Source organism: Rhizobium laguerreae (genome assembly GCF_019778565.1).
GTDB classification, from domain to species: domain Bacteria; phylum Pseudomonadota; class Alphaproteobacteria; order Rhizobiales; family Rhizobiaceae; genus Rhizobium; species Rhizobium laguerreae.
In genome coordinates this window covers 1,307,295-1,329,996 of record NZ_JAAXQT010000001.1, presented here as the reverse complement: position 1 = coordinate 1,329,996, position 22,702 = coordinate 1,307,295, and the positions used below count along the sequence as shown (strand labels likewise).

The window sequence follows — 22,702 nt, the reverse complement described above, 5'->3', positions numbered from 1 at the left end:
GTGTGCTTTCTGGCAAAATCTGCCTGATTCGCAAACGTGGCATGAAATGCGGTGATTTTGGGTCGGCGGCGGATGCCCGCCCAAGCCAGACCTAAGACAGGATGAAGATCTGAACGGCTCCATGGACGATAGCAACGACCTTTTTTCCGGAATGCCCCTCTCTGAAAAACGCGAGGAGGCGAAGAAGCCTGCGGCGCCCGCCGAACGGCCGCCGGTGACGGCTGCGCCCGCCGCAGCGGCAGCACCCTCTGCTGCCGGAGCCTCCGCACGCCCGGCGCCCGCCGCCTCGAACTCCGATGATTACGGCGCCTCGTCGATCCGCGTCCTCGAAGGCCTTGAGCCGGTGCGCATGCGCCCGGGCATGTATATCGGCGGCACCGATGAAAAGGCGCTGCACCACCTGTTTGCCGAAGTCATCGACAATGCGATGGACGAGGCGGTCGCCGGGCACGCCAATTTCATCGAGGTCTATCTCGACCTCGAGGGTTATCTCACCGTCTCCGACAACGGCCGCGGCATCCCGGTCGAGAACCATCCGCAAGTGCCGGGCAAGTCGACGCTCGAAGTCATCATGACCAAGCTGCATGCCGGCGGCAAATTCGACGGCAAGGCTTACGAGACCTCGGGCGGCCTGCACGGCGTCGGCGTTTCGGTCGTCAACGCGCTCTCCGACGACCTCGAGGTCGAGGTGGCGCGAAACCGCAAACTCTACCGCCAGCGCTTCTCCCGCGGCCTGCCGCAGGGCGGTCTCGAAGAGCTTGGCGACGTCCACAATCGCCGCGGCACCCGCGTGCGCTTCCATCCGGACCCCCAGATCTTTGGGGATCACATGAAGTTCGATGCCGCCCGCGTCTTTCGCATGGCGCGCTCCAAGGCCTATCTGTTCGGCGGCGTCGAAATCCGCTGGAGCTGCGAGGCGGGCGTGCTGCCAGAAGGTTCCGAGGTCCCTGACAAGGCCGTCTTCCACTTCCCCGGCGGCCTCAAGGACTATCTCCAGGCGACGATGGGCAAGGAGTTCACCGTCACCCGCGAGATCTTTGCCGGCAAGACCGAGAAGACCAGCGGCCACGGCTCGATGGAATGGGCGATCACCTGGTATGGCGGCGATCCGCAGGTGCATTCCTATTGCAATACCATCCCCACGCCCGAAGGCGGTACGCATGAGGCCGGCCTTCGCATCGCGCTGACCAAGGGCCTGAAGGCCTATGCCGAGCTGACGCAGAACAAGCGCGCCGCGCAGATCACCACCGACGACGTGATGATCTCGGCCGTCGGCATGCTGTCGGTCTTCATCCGCGAGCCGGAATTCGTCGGCCAGACCAAGGACAGGCTTGCGACCGTCGAGGCGCAGCGCATCGTCGAGAACGCGCTGCGCGATCCCTTCGACCATTACCTTGCCGACAACCCGAACGAGTCGGCCAAGCTGCTCGACTGGGTGATCGAGCGCGCCGAGGAGCGTCTGCGCCGCCGCAAGGAAAAGGAAGTCAACCGCAAGAGCGCGGTGCGCAAATTGCGCCTGCCCGGCAAGCTCGCCGATTGCTCGCAGAACACCGCTGAAGGCGCCGAACTCTTCATCGTCGAGGGCGATTCGGCAGGCGGTTCGGCCAAGCAGGCGCGCAACCGCGCCAACCAGGCAATTCTGCCGCTGCGCGGCAAGATCCTGAACGTTGCCAGCGCCGGCCGCGAGAAACTCGGCGCCAACCAGCAGCTCGCCGATCTCGTCCAGGCTCTCGGCTGCGGCACCCGCTCGAAATACCGCGACGAAGACCTGCGCTACGAACGCATCATCGTCATGACCGATGCCGACGTCGACGGCGCCCACATCGCCTCGCTGCTCATCACCTTCTTCTATCAGGAAATGCCGGAGCTGGTGCGCGGCGGCCACCTCTTCCTCGCCGTGCCGCCGCTTTACAAAATCACCCAAGGGGCGAAATCCGCCTATGCCCGCGACGACAATCATCGCGCCGAGCTGATGCAGACGGAGTTCAAGGGTAAGGCCAAGGTCGAGATCAGCCGCTTCAAAGGTCTCGGCGAAATGATGCCCGCCCAGCTCAAGGAAACCACGATGGATCCGTCCAAGCGCACCCTGCTCAAGGTGCTGATCGACGAGGTGGATTTCGAAGGCACCCGCGCCGCCGTCGACGACCTGATGGGCACCAAACCGGAAGCCCGCTTCCGCTTCATCCAGGATCGCGCAGCCTTCGCCGAAAACCTCGATATCTAGAATATACCATCGAGCGCGCCGATCGGTCGGATAGACACGGGTTCGGCGCGCCGCATTTTAGCATTCACGATCGATTTCACGGAACTGACGAAGAACCGTAACAACTCCGTCAAACAACCGGCGCATGAAGCGGTCGGCGTGCCTCCCAAGGGAGCAGCATTTGCGCCGGTCGAACCGTTTTCAACCCTTGCCGGATATTTGTCATGACCAAGCGTTTTCTCGCGGCTGCCGCTTTCGTTCTCCTGTCCAGCACAGTCACCGCCAGCACCACAGATATTGGAGCCACCGATATCGGCGCCATCTTCGAGACCGCCTGCCCCTTCGGCGATTGCGCCGCCGGCATCTCGCTCTCTTATCTCGGTGAATTCGTCATCCCCACCGGCCACATGGAAAACGGCATCGAATTCGGCGGTATTTCCGGCCTCGATTTCGATGCCGCCACCGGCCACTATCTCGCCATCAGCGACGACCGCTCGGAAAGAGGCCCTGCCCGTTTCTATGAACTCGACGTCGATCTCGACGCGTCGGGCCTCAAGGGCGTTTCGATCGTCAAGCAGGTGACCCTGAAGGACAAGAACGGCGAGCCCTTTGCTGCCCGGACCGTCGATCCGGAATCGATCCGCCTCGGCAAGGACGGCATCTATTGGGGCAGCGAAGGCGACGGCAAGGCGCTGCTGGCACCCTTCGTCCGCGTCGCGTCGCCGGACGGTTCCTTCGTCCGCGAATTCAAGCTGCCGGAGGGTTTCGCGCCGACCGCGGACAAGTCGACTGGCATCCGCGACAACCTCGCCTTCGAGGATCTCGCGGTCGCACCCTCCGGCGATGTTTTCGTCGGTGTCGAAGCCGCCCTCTACCAGGATGGTCCGAAATCCTCGCTGACGTCAGGCAGCCTGTCGCGCATCGTCCGCTACGACGGCGCCACCGGAAAGCCGAAGGCTGAGTACGTCTATCCCGTCTCGCCGATTCCGCAGGCCGCCACCAAGCCCGACGGCGGCAATGACAACGGCATGTCCGAGATTCTTGCCCTCGACGATCACCGCCTGCTCGCCGTCGAACGCAGCTATGCCCAGGGCTTCGGCAACAACATCAAGATCATGATGATGGATTTGACTGAGGCCACCGATGTATCCACCATCGCGTCCCTCGCCCAAAACGACCAGCGCGTCGTCCCCGTCCGCAAAAGCCAGGTGCTCGATTTGAGAGCGATCGGCCTCGTTCCCGACAATATCGAGGCCATGTCGCTCGGCAGGGCCAAGGATGGCGCCGAGGTCCTCATTCTCGGCTCCGACAATAATTTCTCGACCAGCCAGAAGACACAATTCTATGCCTTCAAGATCCTCAGCCGCCCACAGCAGTAAGACGTCCGGATCTGAGGGTCGAATAGGCACGCTTTGTATACGCTTTCACGGTGCCGACCTTGAAACCGTCGGGATCATGGCCCATAACCAGAGTACAAGAAAAAGAAGAGGCGCGCGTGGGTGTGTTCGACCGTCAGAAAAGCAATCATGAACCGCGATGGCTCGGATCGTCGGCACAGACGCGTACGCCGCTGATTCCCTCCATTTCGGCGGCGCGCTGGCTGCTGGTCCTGGTCGTCGCTGCCGGCGTCTATTTCTTCTACGGCTTCCTCGTGCCGGTGCTCGCAGCCCTCGTCATCGGCTTTGCCAGCTGGCCGCTCTACCGCAAGCTTCTTGCCCGCGTCGGCGGCAATACGACGATCGCCGCGACCATCGCCATCATCCTGATCATCACCTTCCTGGTCATCCCGATCGGGCTTGCGGTCACCTATACGACGGGCGAAGTGCGCACCTGGGTCGCTTGGGCAATCCACGCCAACCGCGCCGGCGCCCCGACACCCGACTGGATCGTCGCGCTGCCTTGGGCCGGCGCCTATCTCGATGAAGTCTGGACAAAATATATCGGCAGTCCCGGCGCACTCGGCGACGTTATCCAGGCGGTCAGCGGCGCCAATATCGGCAACATATACCGCGCCGTGCTGGCGGCAGGCGGCGGCGCCTTCCACCTGCTGCTGACGCTGCTCTTCATGCTGATCGCGCTGTTCTTCGTCTATCGCGACGGTTTCTCCTTCTCCAAGCAGATCGACATGCTGGGCGAGCGCATCCTGCCCAACCGCTGGGAGCGCATTTCCCGCGTCGTGCCGGCGACGATCAGCTCCACCGTCATGGGCATGACGCTGATCGCGATCGGCGAAGGCATCGTGCTCGGCCTTGCCTACTGGATTGCCGGCGTGCCGTCGCCGGTGACGCTCGGTGTGCTGACCGGCGTGATGGCGCTGATACCTGGCGGTGCGCCGCTCTCCTTCACGCTGGTCTCCGTCTATCTGCTGGCGAGCGGCTCGCATGTCGCCGGCATCAGTCTCTTCGTCTGGGGGACTGTCGAACTCTTCATCGTCGACAAGACGCTGCGGCCGAAACTCGTTGGCGGTCCGATCAAGCTGCCCTTCCTGCCGACCTTCTTCGGCCTCGTCGGCGGCGTCAAGACGATGGGTTTCCTCGGCCTCTTCATCGGCCCGGTGCTGATGGCGCTGATCGTTGCCATTTGGCGCGAATGGATCCACGAGGCCCGCAACGCCGACAAGAGCGAAACCGGACCGCAGATCATCATCGACGAACAGGCCCCGCCGCCGGTCCCCGGCTCGCCGAAAACCATGCCGCGCGTCGCCGAAGGCTGAACATGCCCTGAAGAGACCGGCTACCCCAGCCGCTTTTCCATGAACAGGCTGAGCGGGTCCGCCAGATAGCTGCCGAAAGGCTCGACGTCCCGATATCCATATTTGCGGTAGAGAGCGATCGCCTCGGGCTGGTAGATGCCGGTTTCGAGCCGGATCGCCGTCAGACCCTTTTCTCCGGCGATCGCTTCGAGCGCATTCATCAGACTGCTGGCGATCCTCAGGCCCCTCGCCTCGGGATCGACGAACATGCGCTTGATCTCCGCCGTGCCGTCCCCGGCCTCTACCAGCGCGCAGCAGCCCACGATCGCATCGCCATTGCGCGCGACCAGGAAGCTCACCGAAGGTTTCTCCAGCATGGAAAGGTCGACCAGATGGTTACTCTCCGCAGGATAGAGCGATTGCGCATAGGCATCGGAAAGATCGAGAAGCCGGATGACGCCCTCCTGACGCGGCGGCTCCAGGGCAATGGTGATGGACATGCTGCTCCCTCTGCTGGCGCGGGGCACAATTTTCCCCGATATGACGAAGACTTAATGCCCTTGCCTTCATTCGGTTGGAATTGCGCCCTCTAAGACGATGAAGTGCTCAATAATCAAGGAAGCAGAATATGCAAGCGGTGCTGATCGCGATGACCATTCTCGGCTGCGACGATTCCATCAGCCAGTGCAATTATGTCGCGACCGTCGATAAACGCTGGGGAACTGTTGCCGCCTGCGATGCCGAAGCCGAACGAAGGCTGAAGACTTATGTGAACGTCAACTATCCCTCGGTGATCGCGGTGTGCGAGGCGCCGAAAACGATCGCAGCCGCCGAGCCACCGAAAGCGGCGCCAGTGCCTGCCGCTGCGCCCGAGGTCGTTGTGGCCGCGCCCGACGAACCCACAGGAAGGATCGCCGGTTTTGCTGAAGGCATCGCCGGGCAGGTCCGCGCCCACCTGCCCTCGGGCAGAAGCGTTAAGGACACACTGACCAAGCCCGTGCACTTCGTCTCCGCCAGCTATTCATGGGTGGTGACTCGGCTGGCCGATTAGGGCGCCGTGCGTGCTTTCGGACGCACAAAGGACGCTCTAACACTTTCAATCCTCGCATCGTGCTTTCCGAAAATCGATTCCGATTTTCGGGCCGATGCGCTAGGCCGCCGCAAGTGCCGCATAGACGCGGGCCGATTGTCGCTGCTCGTTAACGTGCAGCTTTTCCACCATGTCGAGCAACTCGCCGATCGCACCATGCGCGTCGTGATGGCGGAATTTTTCGAGAAGACGGCCGCAGACATTGCCGAGCACGCTGCCCGGCGCTTTTCTGGCGGCATCGCGCCACAGCATCGTCGCCTCGACGAAGATCACGCTGATATCCCTCGGCAGGCCGGCGGACTCATAGAGCGCGCGCACGGCATGCATGCGCCCGGTTGCCAGGATCGAACGCACGCGGCGCTCGCTGCACGCGGTCAGATCGACGATCGCGCCGGCGAAGAAGTCCACCTTGCCGGCACAAAGCGCATGCATCAGGAAGGACGGCGTCAGCCGGCCGTTGAGGCGCAGATGCTGAACGAGATCGGGTATTTCGCGCGGGGCGATGTCGCCGGCGATCGAAACGATGGCAGCCTCGGTCGCCTCGCGGCTGATGCGCTGAAGCCGCTGCAGACCGATCGCCGCCTGCGCCAGCGGCAGGCCGACCAGCGCATTGCTGACATGCTGGGTCAGCAATTGGCGGGCATCGGCGGGAAGATCGCTGCGGTCGAGAAGCAGGTTGCGAATATCGCAGCAGTCGCCGAGCCGTTCGGCGATGCGTTTCAACGATAGGCTGGAAATCACCGCGCCGTCATTCTCCAGCAGGCAGAGCAGTTCTTCCTCGTCGCCGACCTCCGCAAGGGCGGCGGAGACCGGGCGTGTCACATGCGCTCTGGCGGCGATCAGCATGCGGGTGGCGCCGTTGCCGCGCGCGGCAAGGTCGACGAGATCGGCATCGCTCAAAAGTGGCGAGCAGGTCACCGCGTGGCAGGCGACCTCGGGCTGGTCTTCGGCAAGCGAAAGGACAAGGTTGCGCGGCGCATCGGGCGACCAGGCGATCGCCTCGGCAAGCGCAAGCCGCACGCGCGGCGACGGATCGTCGAGTAGAAAGGTCATCGCCATTTCGGCCGCCGCCCGCTCATCCGTGGACATTTCGGACTGCAGATAGGCGCGCCCGAGGGCGTTTGCTGCCCGCGCCCGGTCACCGGTCTTGGCCGTTTCGATCCAACGAAGGAAAGCTTCTACGATCACGCGACGCCCCAGCATTTGAACGCGATTCCCTCGCGCTCCATTCAATGCTGCGACCGTAGCGGCAAAAGGTTTAAGATTGGTTCACCATGTTTCTTAAGCCTTTGGATGCCTTGCCGGTTCGGCTCAGCCTTGCTGCGTCTGCGGCCGGATCATCTCGAAAACATCGCTGCCTTCGCTGTAATCCATGTAGCCCATGCGGGCCAAAGGTCGGGCGATCGACATGTCGAGGCGGCCGTCCCTGACGATCGCCTCATCGATGCGGATGCCGACCACTTCGCCGAAGACGAGGACGTTTTCGGATGGTTCGCCCGACAGCGTCTTCGGTTCGATGATCTCGGTCACCCTGCATTCGAGCACCGCGAAGGCCTCGCCGACATAGGGCGCGTCGATCAGTTCGGCCGGCTTCGCCGTCAGGCCGGCGAAGTCGAATTCGCTGTCGCCATAAGGCAGCGCCGCCGAGGAGAGGTTCATCTTCTCGGCGAGATCGCGGCTGACGAAATTGCAGGTGAAGACGCCGGTCTCGGCCGCGTTGCGCTGGCTGTGCTTGCGCCCGGCCGAAGAAAACATCACCAGCTTCGGCCGGTCGGCAACGGCATTGAAGAAGGAATAGGGCGCCAGATTGATCGAACCATCCCTGCCCTTGCTGCCGATCCAGCCGATCGGGCGCGGCGACACGATCGCCTTGAACGGGTCATGCGCGAGCCCGTGCCGGTTGCTGTCGGTGGTGTAGAACATCAGTCGTCTCCGCCGACCCAGGTCACGGTATCGGCAAGCTCCGGCCGCGGCCGCTCGATCGCCGGAAATGTCGTCGAGCCGATATGGATGAAGCCCGCTACTTTTTCATCAGGCCCGACGCCGAGCAGCGGATAGGCGCGCTCGTCATAGGCGAACCACTCCGTCAGCCAGTTGGCGACATAACCGTTGGCATTGGCGGCGAGGATGACGTTGAAGCAAAGCGCGCCTGCCGACATCATCTGCTCCCATTCCGGGATCTTGATATGCGGCCCCGCCTTGCTGACGACGGCGACGACCACGGGCGCACGGGTGAAACGGCTGCGCTCGACCTGGATCATCTCATCGGAGAGATCGGGCTTTGTCTGAAGTGCCAGCGTCAGAAGTTCCTCGCCGAGACGCACGCGCTGCTCTCCGCGATAGACGATGAAGCGCCAGGGCGCGATCTTGCCGTGATCGGGAACACGCGAGGCAAGACGCAGGATCTCCTCGATCTCGGCCTTCTCGGGGCCTGGTTCGCACATCTGAAAAGCGGGGATGGAACGGCGCACGGCGAGGTAGTCGATCAGCTTGATATCGGATTTCATACGGGAGAAGCTCTCATTTTTATGCTGCTGCAAAGGGTGGGTCTTGAATTTGCCATCGCGTTGGTCTTGAAGTGACCTTTGCGATTTCAGAAGTCAATCGGTTCACGAAACAGATGTTTGGCATTTTGCCTTTTGCACGCATCGGCCTTGCCATTGCCCTGATGGTATTGATGCCCCTCGGCGCCGGCGCTCAGGATGCTTTCAAGGAATTCAAACAGCTTGAATCGACGCCGAAGATGCCGAAGCTCGATGCCTTCATCGCGCCCGGCACGGTGCCCGAAGGGGTCAAGCTGCGTGACGTCCCTATGGAAGCCAAGCTGACGGCGGACGGCACGCCGATTGAGGAAGGCCTCTCCTGGTATGTCTTCAGCCCAATCGCCGGATCCGACGGCAAGCTGCCGCTGATCGCCAGCGCCAAGGGCGGCCCCGCCGCCTTCCAGCTCGCTGCCGGCGATTATTTCGTCAACGTCTCTTTCGGCCGCGCCGGCGTCACCAAGAAACTGACCGTGCCCGCCGAAGGCGAGGTCGAAAAACAGGTGATGGTGCTCGATGCGGGCGGCCTGCTGCTCAATGCCATCTCCGGCACCGACGCCCGCATCCGCCCCGACCAGTTGAGCTTTTCGATATATTCCTCGGACGTGCGCGACGACGGCGAGCGCGGCCTTGTCATGGCCGATGTCTCGCCGAATACCGTCATCCGTCTCAATGCTGGCACCTATCACATCGTTTCCGAATATGGCAACGTCAACGCCGTGATCCGCGCCGACATCCAGGTCGAGGCCGGCAAGCTGACCGAGGCGACGATCCAGCATCGTGCCGCGCAGATAACTTTCAAGCTGGTCTCCGATGCCGGCGGCGAGGCGATTGCCGATACCGCATGGTCGATCCTGACGGCAGCCGGCGACAGTGTCGGCGAAAGTGTCAGCGCCTTCCCGACCATGGTTCTCGCCGAAGGCGGATATTCCGCCGTCGCCCGCAACAAGGACAAGATCTACCAGCGCGATTTCACCGTCGTCGCCGGCAGGAACACCGATGTCGAGGTTCTGATGAAGGACCAGCAGCCGCAGCCGCCGGTCAGCGCGGCCCGCACGGTGCAGCAGGTACCGGTCGGCACGCCACCGCCGCCAGGCGTCCAGCCGGCTCCGGTGGAGCCGCTGCCCTCCTACGAACAGCTCGTGCCGCAGGGCGGCGACGACACCAGCCTCGATTGATTTTTCCGTGAGCGGTTTCGGCTCGAGCCGACGTCGGCGCCACTGAGAAGACGGATCGCGGCCAGAAGCCCCGACCGTGCAGCTCTGCGGTGCTCAGGCGCGGATTCCATCATTGCCATAGAGTATTTTTCTGAATCGTACCCCGGTCTCGGGATGACTCGTTCCGATAATATTATGGTGATAGATCAGCTTCCGACAGCGCCGAAGCCCAGCGCTGTCGGTTCCCGGCCGCTTTCAGGCCGCCTTGGCTTTTTTTGCTTCGGCCTTGCGACGAATGTCAGGCGGTGTCGCTTCGAGGGCAAGGCTCTCGACGGCGGCGTCGAGCCCCATCGAAACCTGGTCCTGGCTGCCGAGGCGGCGGATATTGACCGTGCGCTCCTCCGCCTCCTTCCTGCCGCAGACGATGATGACAGGAACCTTGGTGACCGAATGCTCGCGGATCTTGTAGTTGATCTTCTCGTTGCGGAAGTCGGTCTCGACGTTGAGACCGGCCTCGCGCAGCGCCTCGGCCACTTCAAGCCCGTAGCCGTCGGCTTCCGAGGTGATCGTTGCGACCACCACCTGCAGCGGCGATACCCAGAGCGGCATGTGGCCGGCGAAGTTCTCGATCAGGATGCCGAGGAAACGCTCCATCGAGCCGCAGATGGCGCGATGGATCATCACCGGCTGCGTCTTTTCCGAGTTGCTGTCGATGTAGAAGGCGCCGAACCGCTCCGGCAGGTTGAAGTCGACCTGCGTCGTCCCGCACTGCCATTCGCGGCCGATCGCATCCTTGAGCGTATATTCGAACTTCGGACCGTAGAAGGCGCCCTCGCCCGGCACGATGCCGGTCTTGATATTGTTGGACTGCTGCTGGATCGTCTCCAGCACGCCCATCATCACGCTTTCGGCGCGGTCCCAGAGCTCGTCCGAACCGACGCGCTTTTCCGGCCGGGTGGAGAGCTTGATCGTCACTTCATCGAAGCCGAAATCCTGATAGACCGAAAGGATCAGGTCGTTGATCTTCAGGCACTCGGCGGCCATCTGCTCGTCGGTGCAGAAGATGTGCGCATCGTCCTGCGTGAAGCCGCGCACGCGCATCAGCCCATGCAGCGCGCCTGACGGCTCGTAGCGGTGGACATTGCCGAATTCGGCGAGCCGAATCGGCAGCTCGCGATAGGATTTCAGCCCGTGCTTGAAGATCTGGATATGGCCCGGGCAGTTCATCGGCTTCAGCGCGAAGACGCGGTCGTCATCGGTGTCGTCGCCGGCAACGGTTACCTTGAACATGTTGTCGCGGTACCAGCCCCAGTGACCGGAGGTTTCCCACAGCGACTTGTCGAGCACCTGCGGCGCATTGACCTCCTGATAGTCGCCAGCAAGCCGGCGGCGCATATAGGCGACCAGCGTCTGGAATACGCGCCAGCCCTTGCCGTGCCAGAAGACGACGCCGGGACCCTCTTCCTGGAAATGGAAGAGATCCATCTCGCGGCCGAGGCGGCGGTGATCGCGCTTTTCGGCTTCGGCAAGCATATGCAGGTAGTTGTCGAGTTCCGACTGCTCGGCGAAGGCCGTGCCGTAGATACGGCTCAGCATCGGGTTGTTGCTGTCGCCGCGCCAATAGGCGCCGGCCACCTTCAAGAGCTTGAAGGCGCTGCCGATCTGACCGGTCGAGGCCATGTGCGGGCCACGGCAGAGATCGAACCAGTCGCCCTGGTAATAGATCTTGAGATCCTGCCCTTCCGGAATCGCGTCGACGAGTTCGACCTTGTACTGCTCGCCCTTGTCGGCGAAGACCTGTTTCGCCTTCTCGCGCGACCAGACCTGCTTGGTGAAGGCGGCGTTGCGGGCGATGATCTCCTTCATCTTTTTTTCGATCTTCGGCAGATCGTCGAGTGTAAAGGGCTCGTTCTTGGCGAAGTCGTAATAGAAGCCGTTTTCGATGACCGGGCCGATCGTCACCTGGGTGCCGGGCCAGAGCTCCTGCACTGCTTCAGCCATGACATGCGCCGCGTCGTGGCGGATGAGTTCCAGCGCGCGGTCGTCATTGCGGGTGATGATCTCGATCCTGCCGGTCGTCACGGGATCGGAAAGGTCGCGCACGGCGCCGTCGATTGCAACGGCGACCGCCTTCTTGGCGAGTGACTTGGAAATGGATTCGGCGACATCCCGGCCGGTTGCGCCGGCATCATAGCCGCGCACGGAACCATCGGGAAATGTCAGGGAAATAGCTTGGGACATCGAAATTCTCCTTGTCCAGTCCCGCCAACGAATGCGGGTGGTTGACATGAAAGCGCCTCCGCGGAGCTGAATGCGCTGCCGCCTGATAGCCAGATTTCCTGTCTGAGTAAAGAAAAAGCGGGGGCTATATAATCATTTCAGTCAGCCCGCGCACGGTGTTCCAGTTGCGCATCGTACCGACGCCGAGCCGCTTGGTCGTCAGCGCCGAAAGCAGCTTGGATTGGCTCGGCTTGCCGGCGAAATCGATCCAGAGATCGCCGCCGACGACGGCGATGCGCTGTCCCTCCGTCATCAGCGGTTTCAGCGCCTCCACCTTCTGCGGGTCGACCGGCAGACGCATCACCCGGACGATGACCTGGTCGCCATTGCCATCCTTGAAGGGATTGGTGCTGCAAAGCGCCATCCAGGTGCAGTCGCTGCGCACGATGATATCGACATGTTTGCCGAACTTTTCTTCAAAGGCCTCTTCCAGCTGGGTCTCGAGTTCGTGCGGTCGCATCTCGTCGGCCTCGAAGACAAGATTGCCTGTAGAAACCAGCGTGCGCGCCTCGCGATAGCCGAGCTCTTCGGCAAGGGCGCGCAAATCCTGCATGACGACGCGGCGGTCGGGCGTCAGGACAATGCTGTGCAGAAGGGCGATGAAGGTGCTCATGGCTGCCAGAACTCCTCTGCGCCGTCGGGCAAGGTCTTCAGCACTCTGTCAAATGCGGCGGCGTCGACATGTTTTCGAACGGCCATCGCCACGTCTCGGATGGCGGTGTCGGGCGCAAAATTATGGTCACCGCGCAGTGACTGCACCTCCCGCGTCATCGCCGAACGATCCTCGAAGGACCGTTTGGCCTCGTCGGGATTCCAGTCGGAGACGAAGATCGCGCGCAGCACCGGCGGCAGTACATCGGCAAACCGGAGTGCATCTGCGAAATCGAGGCGGCGGCGGAACGTCTGAAAGACCCCTTGGGTCATAGTGTAGACCACATTGCGGCTGTCGATCAGCGTATCGGCTCTCACATCATCGAGATAATGGTCGAAGTCTTCCGATGCACGCCTGTATTCGCCGGGCATCGTCATGACGCTCACCCTTTCTTCCGTCCGAGGGCAAAGTAGCGCCACGGCGTCCACCAGGGAAAGCCGTCGCCCAGCATCTCCGGCACCTGGTCGAGGCCGCTGGTGCCGCCCGGGCCGCAGCGTCCGACGCGAAACAGCGTCATCCAGCCGCCGGCCCACAAGCCATGGCGGGCGATCGACTCGTAGCCATATTCTGAGCAGGTCGGGATATGGCGGCAGGAATTGCCGACAAAGCCGGAAAGCGTCAGCTGATAGAGGCGAACCAGCCCCATGCCGAGCAGGCGGTCGGGTGTCTTGCGGAACGGGCCGGCATAGTTGCGGGAGGTGCGTGCGGCCTTTTCGCGCGGCTTTGCTGATCCGGTGGCACCACCGTCGTCCTCATCATCGGCCTGCCGAACGCAGAACTCGCACATGTCAGTTACGCCTCGACAACTTCCGCCCGTTTTGCCTCGATCTGCCCGATCGCATCGACGACGGCATCGAAGGTCAGCATCGTCGAGGCATGGCGGGCCTTGTAGTCCCGCACCGGCAGCAGATAGCGCATGTCTTCGAATCGTCCACGGGGCCCCGCCCCGTCCGCCTTCAACATGGCGAGCATGTCCTGGCGGGCCTGGCGCAGTTCGTCCGACGTGGCGCCGACCACATGGCGGGCCATGATAGAGGACGAGGCCTGGCCGAGCGCGCAGGCCTTCACGTCATGGGCAAATCCGGTCACGGTGTCGCCATCCATCTTCAGCCAGATCCGTACCTTCGAGCCGCAGAGCTTCGAATGGGCCTGGGCGCTCGCATCGGCATCATCAAGCGTGCCGGTCAGCGGAATATTGCCGGCGAATTCGAGGATTTTGCTATTGTAGATATCGTCCATGCTGGATTTCCGCTCCAAAATCGCTGCGGATCGGCCTCTCTGAGGGCGTTATTGTCGTCAAAACAAAAAACACACCGTGTCGTGTGAGGATACTTACATACGATGGCCGTCTTCCTATATGTATGTCGTTCGAAGGCCATGAAAATGCAATGGCCTGGTGTAAGTTTGATTGGGAAACCGTGCCGGACGGGCGTTGAAATTGCCCTGAAAGCCCCGGAGCCTGCCAAAGGTGCATGAATTCCCGCATGGGATTGACCAGTGGCGATTCCGACAGATGGGTCCGCGGTGCGGACCAGGAGACCATTGTTCATGGACGCCATCGTAAAGAATTTTCCGCAGACGAACCGCGACTCGGATCGCCCCTCCCAGCAGGAGGCGGAGGAAGCCGTTCGCGTTCTGCTGCGCTGGGCCGGTGACGACCCGACACGTGAAGGCCTGCTCGAAACGCCGGCCCGCGTCGTCAAATCGTACCGCGAGCTTTTTTCCGGTTACGACATGGCGGCGGAAGACGTGCTCGGCCGCACCTTCGAGGAGGTCGCCGGTTACGACGACATGGTCCTCGTCAAGGATATTCCGTTCTACTCGCATTGCGAACACCACATGGTGCCGATCATCGGCAAGGCCCACGTTGCCTATATGCCGGACGGGCGTGTGCTCGGCCTGTCGAAGATTGCGCGTGTCGTCGAGATCTATGGCCGCCGCCTGCAGACGCAGGAAACGATGACTGCGCAGATCGCCCGGGCCATCGACGATACGCTGAATCCGCGCGGCGTCGCCGTGTTGATCGAGGCCGAACATATGTGCATGGCGATGCGCGGCGTTCAGAAGCAGGGCTCGACCACGTTGACGACGACATTCACGGGAACGTTCAAGACTGAGCCGGCCGATCAGGCCCGCTTCATGACCATGGTGCGGAGCCGCTGATACCGGCTCCCTCAGGAGGGCCGCGATGAGTCAACTGATCTTCAATCAACCATCCGAGGACAAGTCGGCGTTGGAAGACGCCGGCGATTTCACGCCGCGTTTCGACGACCGCGGCCTGATCACCGCGATCGTCACCGACGCCGGCGACGGCGAGTTGCTGATGGTGGCGCACATGAATGCCCAGGCATTGGCGCTGACCATCCAGACCGGCACCGCGCACTATTTCAGCCGTTCGCGCGGCAAGCTCTGGAAGAAGGGCGAGACCTCGGGTAATCTCCAGACGGTGAAGGAAATCCGCACCGATTGCGATCAGGACGCCATCTGGCTGAAGGTCGAGGTCGCCGGCCACGACGCCACCTGTCACACCGGCCGCCGCTCCTGCTTCTACCGGACGATCACGCTTCGAGACGGAAAGCCGATGCTTGATATCTTTGACGACGAGCTTCATTTCGATCCGCAGGATGTCTACGGAAAATAGCCTGAAATTCCCCGGCATTTGCTCCTTATTGCGCCAGAAACCGCATCTATATACCATTTGGAAACTGATCGGGCACACTATCGAAAATCAAGTGTTCTGCTGGGAGGGGAGAGCGCCATGCTGAGCTGGAGTCTGCATCGTCAAAGCTCTGAAGGCGAGGGTTCCGGTTCCGGCATATCGACCACGCTCGAGATGCTCCCGCCTCCTGCGCCTCAAAAGAAAATCAAGATTGCGCTCGCACTCGGCGGCGGCGCTGCCCGCGGCTGGGCCCATATCGGCGTGCTGCGCGCACTCGACGAAGCAAAGGTCGAGATCGGCATGATTGCCGGCACCTCGATCGGCGCGCTGGTCGGCGGCTGCTATCTCGCCGGCAAGCTCGATGAACTCGAAAGTTTCGCGCGCTCGCTGACGATGCGCCGCATCGCAAGTCTCCTCGACCTCACCATCGGCGGCAGCGGCCTGTTCGGCGGCATGCGGCTGACCAAGCGCATGCAGGAACATCTCGAAGGCCTGAACGTCGAGGATCTCGACCGGCCGTTCGTCGCGGTCGCGGCCGAGGTCAATACCGGCCATGAGGTCTGGATTGCCAATGGTTCGCTGATTACGGCGCTGCGCGCCTCTTATGCCCTGCCCGGCATTTTCGAGCCGGTGCGCAGCAATCACCGCACGCTGGTCGATGGGGCGCTGGTCAATCCCGTCCCCGTCTCCGTTTGCCGAGCCTACGAGCAGCCGCTCGTCGTCGCCGTCAATCTCAATTACGATCTCTACGGCCGCTCGGCCGTCGTTCGGCACAATGCCAGCCTGTCGGCCCAGGAAGTGCAGAAACAGGAAGAGGCGCCCTATGCGCGCCTCGGCATGACCGGCGTCATGGTGCAGGCCTTCAACATCATCCAGGACAGGATCGCCCGCGCCCGCCTTGCCGGCGATCCGCCGGATATTTCGCTGCAGCCGCGCCTCAGCTATATCGGCCTTTCCGAATTCCACCGGGCCGGCGAGGCGATCGAACGCGGCTACGAGGAAGCCAGAGCCCGGCTCCCCGAGATCCAGCGCATGCAGGAAGTCTACGCAAGCAACCCCTGATGCACGTCGTGCGAAAGCGTGTGACGGTTTGGGACGACGACACCAAGCGAGGCAGCCGAAAACCTCAGCCGGCGATATAGGCCTTGATTTCCTCGGCCTCACGCTCGACTTCGGCGATACGCGATTTCACCACGTCGCCGATCGAGATGATGCCGGCAAGCTTGCCGTTGCTTTCCACCGGCACGTGACGGAAACGTCGGCTGGTCATCAGCTCCATCAGCTCGTTGACGGTCGTCTCCTCATGGCAGCGATAGACCTTCGCGGTCATGACCTGGGCCAGCGGCTGGTCGAGGCCTTCCTTGCCGTGTTTGGCGATCGCATGCACGAGATCGCGCTCGGTGAACATGCCCGAAATCCGGTTCTCCATGCCGACGACGACGATGGCGCCGATCTTCTTCCTGCTGAGGATGACGGCCGCCTCGGCGACGGTGGCGTTCGGCCCGACGGTGACGACGTCCCTGCCCTTCAGGTCGAGGATTGCTTTGACTGAACTGGTCATTCGAACCTCCTATGTCCGTGAAACACTTGTCACAGGCATCCGCGGCGGTTTCTCCCCCCGGCACGGATATAGGTCGATCGTGCACTGCCCGGCTCAGGATTGCAACACATCCTTCTCGGTTCCGTCAGGTTCCATCACCGGCGGGCGCGGCGCCCGGTCGAACAGAGAAAACAACAGGAAGCCGAAGACGAAGCCGCCGATATGCGCGTCCCAGGCAATCGCTTGGTCGCTGTCGCCGACGAGCGGGATGCCGACGGCGATCAACGCATTGCCGACCAGCCAGAGCAGCATGAAGATGATGACGGTACGGCTCTTCAGCGCCTCGAAGATGGAAAGCCGAGGGTTGAGATGCGCAGGCAGCATCGGCCGCCGTTCGGCTGGAAAGGCGAATCGGCAGGCGGCGCCCATCAGCCCGGAGATGACACCCGATGCGCCGATCAGCAGCGACACGTCTCCCCAGTTCAGGACCGCGTGCAGTATGGCGGACGCGACAGCGGAAAAAAACCAGAAGAGCACGAAACGCAGCGTCCCGATGCGGCGCACGACCGGCGCGCCGAAGGCCATCAGCCAGAACGCGTTGAAGACGATATGCTGGAAACTGCCGTGCAGCAGCGAATAGGTAACGGGCGTCCAGAACAGCTCCAGCCCCTGCTGCGACAGCGGAATCACATAACGGGCGGGAACGAAGCCGAAGGTGAAGAATAGCCAGTTCTGCGCATCGTCGGACAGCAAGAGCTCCTGCACCGCATAGATGATGGCCATCAGGCAAAGGCTGAAGAACAACGCCGGCGGAAGGTTGAAGACCGGTTCACGCGGTCGTGCCGGCGGCTGGACCTCGGGAGGTTCGGGCGCCTTGTGCGGCTCGGCCGTCTGCTCATTCATCTGTGTTTTGCCTCGTTGAGGCCACAGCCATACAGTAGCGACTGTCAAAAAAAAAGCCGTCCGAAGTGCCGGACGGCGTACCGGGAGCTCCAGGAAAAGACCTCGGCCCGGGCAGGTTGTGCTGAACTTCGAAAGTCGAAGCGATGGCAGGACAGTGTCACGACGGGCATTGCATCTCAACCGGAACCATCTCTTAACCTTAACCGCCGCGATCTGGCATGAAATCCGCAAGGTAGAGCCTGTACGGGCAATGACTGCCCGAAAATGCTCCGGAATGGGACAGGTTGGTGTGAAATGCGTGTGCAAACGACCATCGAAATTTTTGACTACTGGAACCGTATCCGCGGCGCTGCCGATGCGCCGCTGAAATCACAGGTCGAACCCTCCGCCGTCCCCCATCTTCTCCAGAGTCTGTTCATTCTGGAGAGGCGCGAGGGCGGAGACATCGGTTTCCGGCTCGCCGGCACCCGCATCTGTGATCTCTTTGGGCGTGACCTGCGCGGCGAACGTTTTTCCTCTCTCTGGGCAAATGGTCAGCTCGCGGACATCGAACGCACGGCGATGGGCGTCATGGACCATGCCATGCCGGCCCTGTTCAACGCCACCGGCTACAGCACCGTCGGTCATCAGGCCTCCTTCGAGATTATCATGATGCCGCTGCGTTCCCCGGACGGCGCCTGCGACCGGCTGCTTGGCGCGATCGCGCCGGCAGCGGCCGCGAGCTGGCTGGAGATCGTACCGCTCGAATTCCTGGCGCTCGACCGCAGCCGCCTGCTGCCCGGAAAATTCGACAAGGCAGCACCGGCCGAACCGCGCCCGATCAACAGGATCGTCGCTGGCAAAAGCATCCATTTCGGGCAGGTCATGCGCCGCATGGTGTCGCAGCTGCTGAGCGTGGAGGCGCGCTGACGATCCCATTTCGGCACATCCGGCATACTCGTTTTCCGCTACATGGGGACAGGGCAAAACAACCTTCTGTTAATGGATTGTGGGTAAAGATCGGTCTCTGTGATTTTCATGAAGAAGCCCTTTGATGCACTCGTTCCAGCCAGCTCAGACGCAACGACCTGCGCCGCGCCCTGAACAGGGCGTTTTTCAGCGCGTGCCCATCAATATGCAGGGCCGGCTGATGCTTGCGAACTACGAGGAATTCGAATGCATGGTGATCGACATGTCGCCTGGCGATATGTACGTGACCTGCCTCGGCCGGCCGCGCGCCAACGAACGCGTCGTCGCCTATATCGACCATCTCGGCCGCGTCGAAGGTTATGTCCAGACGATCGATGGCCGCGGCTTCACCATGTCGATCAACGCCACCGACCGGAAGCGCGAGAAGCTGGCGGCCCAGCTCACCTGGCTTGCCAACAAGCACGAACTCGGCCTGCCCGAGGATCGCCGCCATGACCGTTTGACGCCACGCGACACAAAGACCGAGCTGACGCTCGAGGACGGTACGCGTTATTTCTGCCGCATCATGGATCTTTCGCTATCGGGCGCTGCCGTCGACGTCGAGATGCGCCCTTCGATCGGAACGGCGGTGCGCCTCGGCAACATGCGCGGTCGCGTCGTGCGCCATTTCGTCGAAGGTGTGGCAATCGAATTCCTGTCGATTCAGTCCCGCGAAACGCTGCGGGAATTCCTTTAACAGCTGCTGAAAATTGTACCGCTTTCCAGGGTTCCCTGGGTGCAATTCTCGAGCGACTTCCATAGATCGCGATTGCCAGGTCCGGCGCGCGCCCGGTCAGGTCGTGTTGAAAAGCCTGCACGTCTTGGCACGAACTTCGCAAGCGGCAACGAATCTGGCTTTGGAAAGCAAGCGCGAAATCCTGTCGCAAGTCGTTCCACCCAGTCGGCGGATAATATTATGAGTGGAACAAGCTGCGACACTGATCGGCACCCGTCTTCCCTTCGTCAGCGATATGATGGATAAGGTCCGCTTCGTCCGCAGGTGCGCCGATGTCAGCTCTTTATCCCGAAATCGAACCTTATGATCACGGCCTGCTCGATACGGGCGACGGCAATCTTATCTATTGGGAGGCCTGCGGCAATCCCGCAGGCCGGCCGGCACTGGTGCTGCATGGCGGGCCTGGCTCCGGCTGTTCGACCGCGGCGCGGCACTATTTCGATCCCGACGCCTACCGAATCATTCTGTTCGATCAGCGCAATTGCGGCCGCAGCCTGCCGAGTGCCGCCGATCCCGAAACCGATCTCTCCCTCAACACCACCTGGCATCTCGTTGCCGATATCGAGCGGCTGCGGGCCTGTCTCGGCATCGATACCTGGCTCCTTTTCGGCAATTCCTGGGGGTCGACACTGGCGCTCGCCTATGGCGAAACCCATCCGGATCACGTCGCGGCGATCGTCCTGTCAGGCGTGACCACCACCCGCCGCTCGGAAATCGACTGGCTCTATCGCGGCATGGCACCGCTCTTCCCGGAAGAATGGCACTGTTTCCGCCAGGCGGTCCCTCCGGGCAGCCAGGGACGAGACGAGGACATGGTCGCCGCCTATCATCGTCTCCTCAACGATCCGGACCCGGAAACGCGCCTCAAGGCGGCGCGCGACTGGCATGACTGGGAGGCGGCCTCGATCCTGCTCGCCGATCCTCAAGGCCGGCCGCGCCGTTGGGCCGATCCGGCCTATTTGCTGACGCGCGCCCGCATCATCACCCACTACTTCACCCACAGTGCCTGGCTGGAGGACGGCCAGCTTCTGAAGAACACCGCGCGCCTCACCGGCATTCCCGGTATCCTGCTGCAGGGAAGGTTCGACATCGAGGCGCCGCTCGTCACGGCCTGGGAACTCGCCCGCGCCTGGCCGCAAAGCGAACTCAGCATCATCCCGCATGCGGCACATTCCACCGCAAATCCGGATATGAGCGCGGCGATTGTAACTGCCACCGATCGATTTCGCGATTTTCCTCAAAAATAATTTTCCCGCCCACACCGGCGATCTGAGCGATATTCTGCTTTTGAACCGGCCGAATCGATCAATTCCGGCGGCATCGTCGGCCGGCGGCACGCCGCCGCAGACCGCTTATCGGCCGACGGAATTTATCTGGCTCAACGAAAATCCTTAACAGCAGGACGGCAGCGCAACCTTTTGGCAGGCGAAAGCCTTGTTGCGTGCATTAAAATTTTAAACGAATTCGCGACAAATCCGAATCGAATTTTATGCGCATTCGAATCTCTTTTTAGCCAAGCTTTATCGGTATTTGAATCAACTAAGCCTTTAATTCTATTGCGTAATTTTGCGTGAGATAAAAACGTCTGTGCCATTGTCACCTCAACTTACGGGGAGACGGCAATGACAACTGCAAATATCCTGAAAGGCGGCTTTCTGGCCGGTGCCATCATGATGGCAATGGCGGGTTCGGGACAGGCGATGCCCGCCAGCATGGCCCTGGCAGGCAATGCCAGCCCGCCGATCGGACACTACGAATTCTGCAAGGCCAACCCGACCGAATGTGTCGAGGTCGGCGGCGATGCCGGACCGACCATCCTCACCGAGGATCGCTGGAAGGAAATTCTCAAGGTCAATTACGCCGTCAATTCGTCGATCCAGCCGATGACGGATGAGCAGATCTACGGTGTCGAGGAGCGCTGGGCCTATCCGCGCACCGTCGGCGACTGCGAGGATTACGCCCTGCTGAAGCGCAAGATGCTGATCGATGACGGCTTCTCTCCCTCCGACACGCTGATCACCGTCGTGCTGCAGCCGAATGGCGAAGGCCATGCCGTGCTGACTGTTCGCACTGATCATGGCGACTTCATCCTCGACAACATGCGCAACAAGGTGCTGCTGTGGTCGGACACCGAATACACCTATCTGAAGCGCCAGTCCGCCGACGATCCGGCCCGCTGGTCGAAGCTTCAGGATGGCCGCGCCGTCGCGGTCGGTAGCGTCAAGTAAACAGCCTGCCGGTCATTGCCGGTTGCTGCCTGCGGCCCGGTCAGTCCCCGCATCCCGTCCCCGACCGGTGCCCAAGAGCCGTTCCCGCTGTCCCGGGAACGGCTCGCCCCTTTGAAGATTCCACACCAGTGCGTTAGTGAATTGTTAACCTAGCCGGTCCGATCATGACGATAAGAATCATCATCGGCACCGGCGGCTCATGTTCTTCCTGCGGCGGACCGAAACGCGAAGAACCGCCATGAGCCACGCCGCGCGCAGCGCACCCGACGAGCAGCCGCTTCTTTCCATGGGGTTTCTCCTCCGCACGATGGCGGTGATTGCTGTCCTGGCGGTCCTGACCATAGCCATCAGCATCGGCGGCCGCTGGTTCGGCCGGCATATCTCGCTTGCCGGCAACACCGACAGCACGGTTGAAATCCAGTTGGCCATCGGCCGCGACACCGTAAAATTCCCCGAGAATATCATCCGTTTCCCGAGTCAAAGGCATGAAGGCGCCGCCGAGCTCATCGATCTTTACCTCGCCTGGCCGGAAATGCAGGGTTACGGCAAGGAAAACCACCTTCGATTCGACGATATCGCCCAATTCTCCGGGTTGATCTTTCTGCAGATCACCCAGAGCACCATGTCGCGCGACATGTCCGGGCGGCTGGAGCCGATCTATTCGCATCTGCTCGAAGGACCGGCCGAGCCCTTCCGCGACGGGCTGACGCTGCACCGTCTTCGCGCCGATGCGGGTTACGGCGACGAGGTGCTGCTGACGGCGCCCGTCAAGGGCGGGCCGGATTACGTCGTGCGCTGCATCTTGCCGTCAGCCCCGGATAAGGCAGCGGGCGGAGATTGTCAGCGCGATATCAAAGTCGGTCGGGATCTCAGCGTTCTCTACCGCTTCTCAAGCAGCCATCTCGACGACTGGGAACATATTGATGCCGCTATCCGCACCTTTGTAGACGCGCGTCTTGTGAACCGTTCTGCGACAAGTCCCTAGAATGCTCTCCGGACAGCGAAATAAACGATTCATCATAAACGGATTGGTAACGCCCAACCGGTAATTTTAGAAGACGAGCTGTGCGGCGG

The 22,702-nt window shown here is 61.7% G+C and carries 25 protein-coding genes; 13 read left to right on the top strand and 12 right to left on the bottom strand.

The features are described 5' to 3' along the window. The first annotated feature begins 121 nt into the window (after positions 1-121). The 3 genes from parE (at position 122) to HFO71_RS06545 (ending at position 4,916) form a co-directional block, all read left to right on the top strand. Positions 122-2,224, top strand: coding sequence for a DNA topoisomerase IV subunit B (gene parE, locus HFO71_RS06555; protein ID WP_077978206.1), 2,103 nt, complete (start codon positions 122-124; stop codon positions 2,222-2,224). Between the two features lie 203 nt (positions 2,225-2,427). Next, entirely contained in the window at positions 2,428-3,582 is a 1,155-nt protein-coding gene (locus HFO71_RS06550) for an esterase-like activity of phytase family protein (protein WP_077978207.1), read from the top strand. A gap of 116 nt (positions 3,583-3,698) precedes the next feature. Further along, positions 3,699-4,916 (top strand): AI-2E family transporter, encoded by a 1,218-nt coding sequence (locus HFO71_RS06545; protein ID WP_077978208.1) that lies wholly within the window; start codon positions 3,699-3,701, stop codon positions 4,914-4,916. A gap of 20 nt (positions 4,917-4,936) precedes the next feature. Here HFO71_RS06545 and HFO71_RS06540 read toward each other — a convergent pair whose 3' ends face one another. After that, positions 4,937-5,395 (bottom strand): GNAT family N-acetyltransferase, encoded by a 459-nt coding sequence (locus HFO71_RS06540; RefSeq protein WP_077978209.1) that lies wholly within the window; start codon positions 5,393-5,395, stop codon positions 4,937-4,939. A gap of 128 nt (positions 5,396-5,523) precedes the next feature. Between HFO71_RS06540 and HFO71_RS06535 the strand changes: the two genes are divergently transcribed. Further along, positions 5,524-5,946, top strand: a complete 423-nt coding sequence (locus tag HFO71_RS06535; protein ID WP_077978210.1) for a hypothetical protein — start codon at positions 5,524-5,526, stop codon at positions 5,944-5,946. Positions 5,947-6,045: 99 nt separating this feature from the next. Here the strand turns inward: HFO71_RS06535 and HFO71_RS06530 are convergent, their stop codons facing one another. The 3 genes from HFO71_RS06530 to HFO71_RS06520 all read right to left on the bottom strand — a co-directional run bounded on the left by HFO71_RS06530 (position 6,046) and on the right by HFO71_RS06520 (position 8,492). Beyond that, positions 6,046-7,188: a DUF2336 domain-containing protein gene (locus HFO71_RS06530; RefSeq protein ID WP_077978211.1), complete on the bottom strand. Its 1,143-nt coding sequence runs from the start codon at positions 7,186-7,188 to the stop codon at positions 6,046-6,048. A gap of 108 nt (positions 7,189-7,296) precedes the next feature. Further along, a complete protein-coding gene (locus HFO71_RS06525) occupies positions 7,297-7,908 on the bottom strand; it encodes a flavin reductase family protein (RefSeq protein ID WP_062944302.1) in 612 nt (203 codons plus the stop codon). Continuing rightward, positions 7,908-8,492, bottom strand: coding sequence for a nitroreductase family protein (locus HFO71_RS06520; RefSeq protein ID WP_077978212.1), 585 nt, complete (start codon positions 8,490-8,492; stop codon positions 7,908-7,910). Before HFO71_RS06520 ends, HFO71_RS06525 begins: the two co-directional genes overlap by 1 nt. Positions 8,493-8,605: 113 nt before the next feature. Between HFO71_RS06520 and HFO71_RS06515 the strand changes: the two genes are divergently transcribed. Then, positions 8,606-9,703 (top strand): hypothetical protein, encoded by a 1,098-nt coding sequence (locus tag HFO71_RS06515; protein ID WP_077978213.1) that lies wholly within the window; start codon positions 8,606-8,608, stop codon positions 9,701-9,703. A gap of 234 nt (positions 9,704-9,937) precedes the next feature. Here HFO71_RS06515 and thrS read toward each other — a convergent pair whose 3' ends face one another. The 5 genes from thrS to HFO71_RS06490 all read right to left on the bottom strand — a co-directional run bounded on the left by thrS (position 9,938) and on the right by HFO71_RS06490 (position 13,853). Then, complete coding sequence (thrS, locus tag HFO71_RS06510; RefSeq protein WP_131642176.1) at positions 9,938-11,923, bottom strand: threonine--tRNA ligase; 1,986 nt, start codon at positions 11,921-11,923, stop codon at positions 9,938-9,940. 124 nt (positions 11,924-12,047) lie between these two features. Next, the gene (locus tag HFO71_RS06505; protein ID WP_077978215.1) at positions 12,048-12,575 is read right to left on the bottom strand and encodes a DUF1697 domain-containing protein; all 528 of its coding nucleotides are present in this window, start codon (positions 12,573-12,575) and stop codon (positions 12,048-12,050) included. Continuing rightward, positions 12,572-12,991, bottom strand: a complete 420-nt coding sequence (locus HFO71_RS06500; RefSeq protein ID WP_077979194.1) for a DUF2267 domain-containing protein — start codon at positions 12,989-12,991, stop codon at positions 12,572-12,574. Before HFO71_RS06500 ends, HFO71_RS06505 begins: the two co-directional genes overlap by 4 nt. Before the next feature lie 5 nt (positions 12,992-12,996). Continuing rightward, on the bottom strand, positions 12,997-13,401 hold the full coding sequence (yidD, locus tag HFO71_RS06495; protein WP_077978216.1) for a membrane protein insertion efficiency factor YidD: 405 nt from the start codon (positions 13,399-13,401) through the stop codon (positions 12,997-12,999). A gap of 5 nt (positions 13,402-13,406) precedes the next feature. Further along, complete coding sequence (locus HFO71_RS06490) at positions 13,407-13,853, bottom strand: iron-sulfur cluster assembly scaffold protein (protein WP_065280044.1); 447 nt, start codon at positions 13,851-13,853, stop codon at positions 13,407-13,409. A gap of 309 nt (positions 13,854-14,162) precedes the next feature. Here HFO71_RS06490 and folE point away from each other — a divergent pair, with 309 nt between their 5' ends. The 3 genes from folE (at position 14,163) to HFO71_RS06475 (ending at position 16,335) form a co-directional block, all read left to right on the top strand. Further along, a complete protein-coding gene (folE, locus tag HFO71_RS06485; protein WP_017960561.1) occupies positions 14,163-14,777 on the top strand; it encodes a GTP cyclohydrolase I FolE in 615 nt (204 codons plus the stop codon). A 25-nt stretch (positions 14,778-14,802) separates the two neighbouring features. Beyond that, positions 14,803-15,255: a phosphoribosyl-AMP cyclohydrolase gene (hisI, locus tag HFO71_RS06480; protein WP_077978217.1), complete on the top strand. Its 453-nt coding sequence runs from the start codon at positions 14,803-14,805 to the stop codon at positions 15,253-15,255. 117 nt (positions 15,256-15,372) lie between these two features. Continuing rightward, positions 15,373-16,335, top strand: a complete 963-nt coding sequence (locus tag HFO71_RS06475) for a patatin-like phospholipase family protein (RefSeq protein ID WP_077978218.1) — start codon at positions 15,373-15,375, stop codon at positions 16,333-16,335. Positions 16,336-16,399: 64 nt separating this feature from the next. On the opposite strand, the gene HFO71_RS06470 is transcribed toward HFO71_RS06475, so the two are convergent. Next, positions 16,400-16,834, bottom strand: a complete 435-nt coding sequence (locus HFO71_RS06470; protein ID WP_077978219.1) for a CBS domain-containing protein — start codon at positions 16,832-16,834, stop codon at positions 16,400-16,402. Positions 16,835-16,927: 93 nt separating this feature from the next. Then, the gene (locus tag HFO71_RS06465; RefSeq protein WP_077978220.1) at positions 16,928-17,716 is read right to left on the bottom strand and encodes a rhomboid family intramembrane serine protease; all 789 of its coding nucleotides are present in this window, start codon (positions 17,714-17,716) and stop codon (positions 16,928-16,930) included. A gap of 264 nt (positions 17,717-17,980) precedes the next feature. On the opposite strand from HFO71_RS06465, the gene HFO71_RS06460 reads away from it, so the two are divergent. The 3 genes from HFO71_RS06460 to pip all read left to right on the top strand — a co-directional run bounded on the left by HFO71_RS06460 (position 17,981) and on the right by pip (position 20,647). Continuing rightward, positions 17,981-18,625, top strand: a complete 645-nt coding sequence (locus HFO71_RS06460) for a PAS domain-containing protein (RefSeq protein ID WP_020050059.1) — start codon at positions 17,981-17,983, stop codon at positions 18,623-18,625. 124 nt (positions 18,626-18,749) lie between these two features. Further along, positions 18,750-19,361, top strand: coding sequence for a PilZ domain-containing protein (locus tag HFO71_RS06455; protein ID WP_077978221.1), 612 nt, complete (start codon positions 18,750-18,752; stop codon positions 19,359-19,361). 311 nt (positions 19,362-19,672) lie between these two features. Then, entirely contained in the window at positions 19,673-20,647 is a 975-nt protein-coding gene (gene pip, locus HFO71_RS06450) for a prolyl aminopeptidase (RefSeq protein ID WP_077978222.1), read from the top strand. Positions 20,648-20,778: 131 nt separating this feature from the next. Here pip and HFO71_RS06445 read toward each other — a convergent pair whose 3' ends face one another. Beyond that, complete coding sequence (locus tag HFO71_RS06445; protein WP_131642174.1) at positions 20,779-20,994, bottom strand: hypothetical protein; 216 nt, start codon at positions 20,992-20,994, stop codon at positions 20,779-20,781. 28 nt (positions 20,995-21,022) lie between these two features. Here HFO71_RS06445 and HFO71_RS06440 point away from each other — a divergent pair, with 28 nt between their 5' ends. Together HFO71_RS06440 and HFO71_RS06435 are read left to right on the top strand one after the other, a co-directional pair. Continuing rightward, a complete protein-coding gene (locus HFO71_RS06440) occupies positions 21,023-21,628 on the top strand; it encodes a transglutaminase-like cysteine peptidase (protein ID WP_077978223.1) in 606 nt (201 codons plus the stop codon). Positions 21,629-21,827: 199 nt separating this feature from the next. Continuing rightward, on the top strand, positions 21,828-22,613 hold the full coding sequence (locus tag HFO71_RS06435; protein ID WP_221987683.1) for a hypothetical protein: 786 nt from the start codon (positions 21,828-21,830) through the stop codon (positions 22,611-22,613). Positions 22,614-22,702 lie beyond the last annotated feature (89 nt).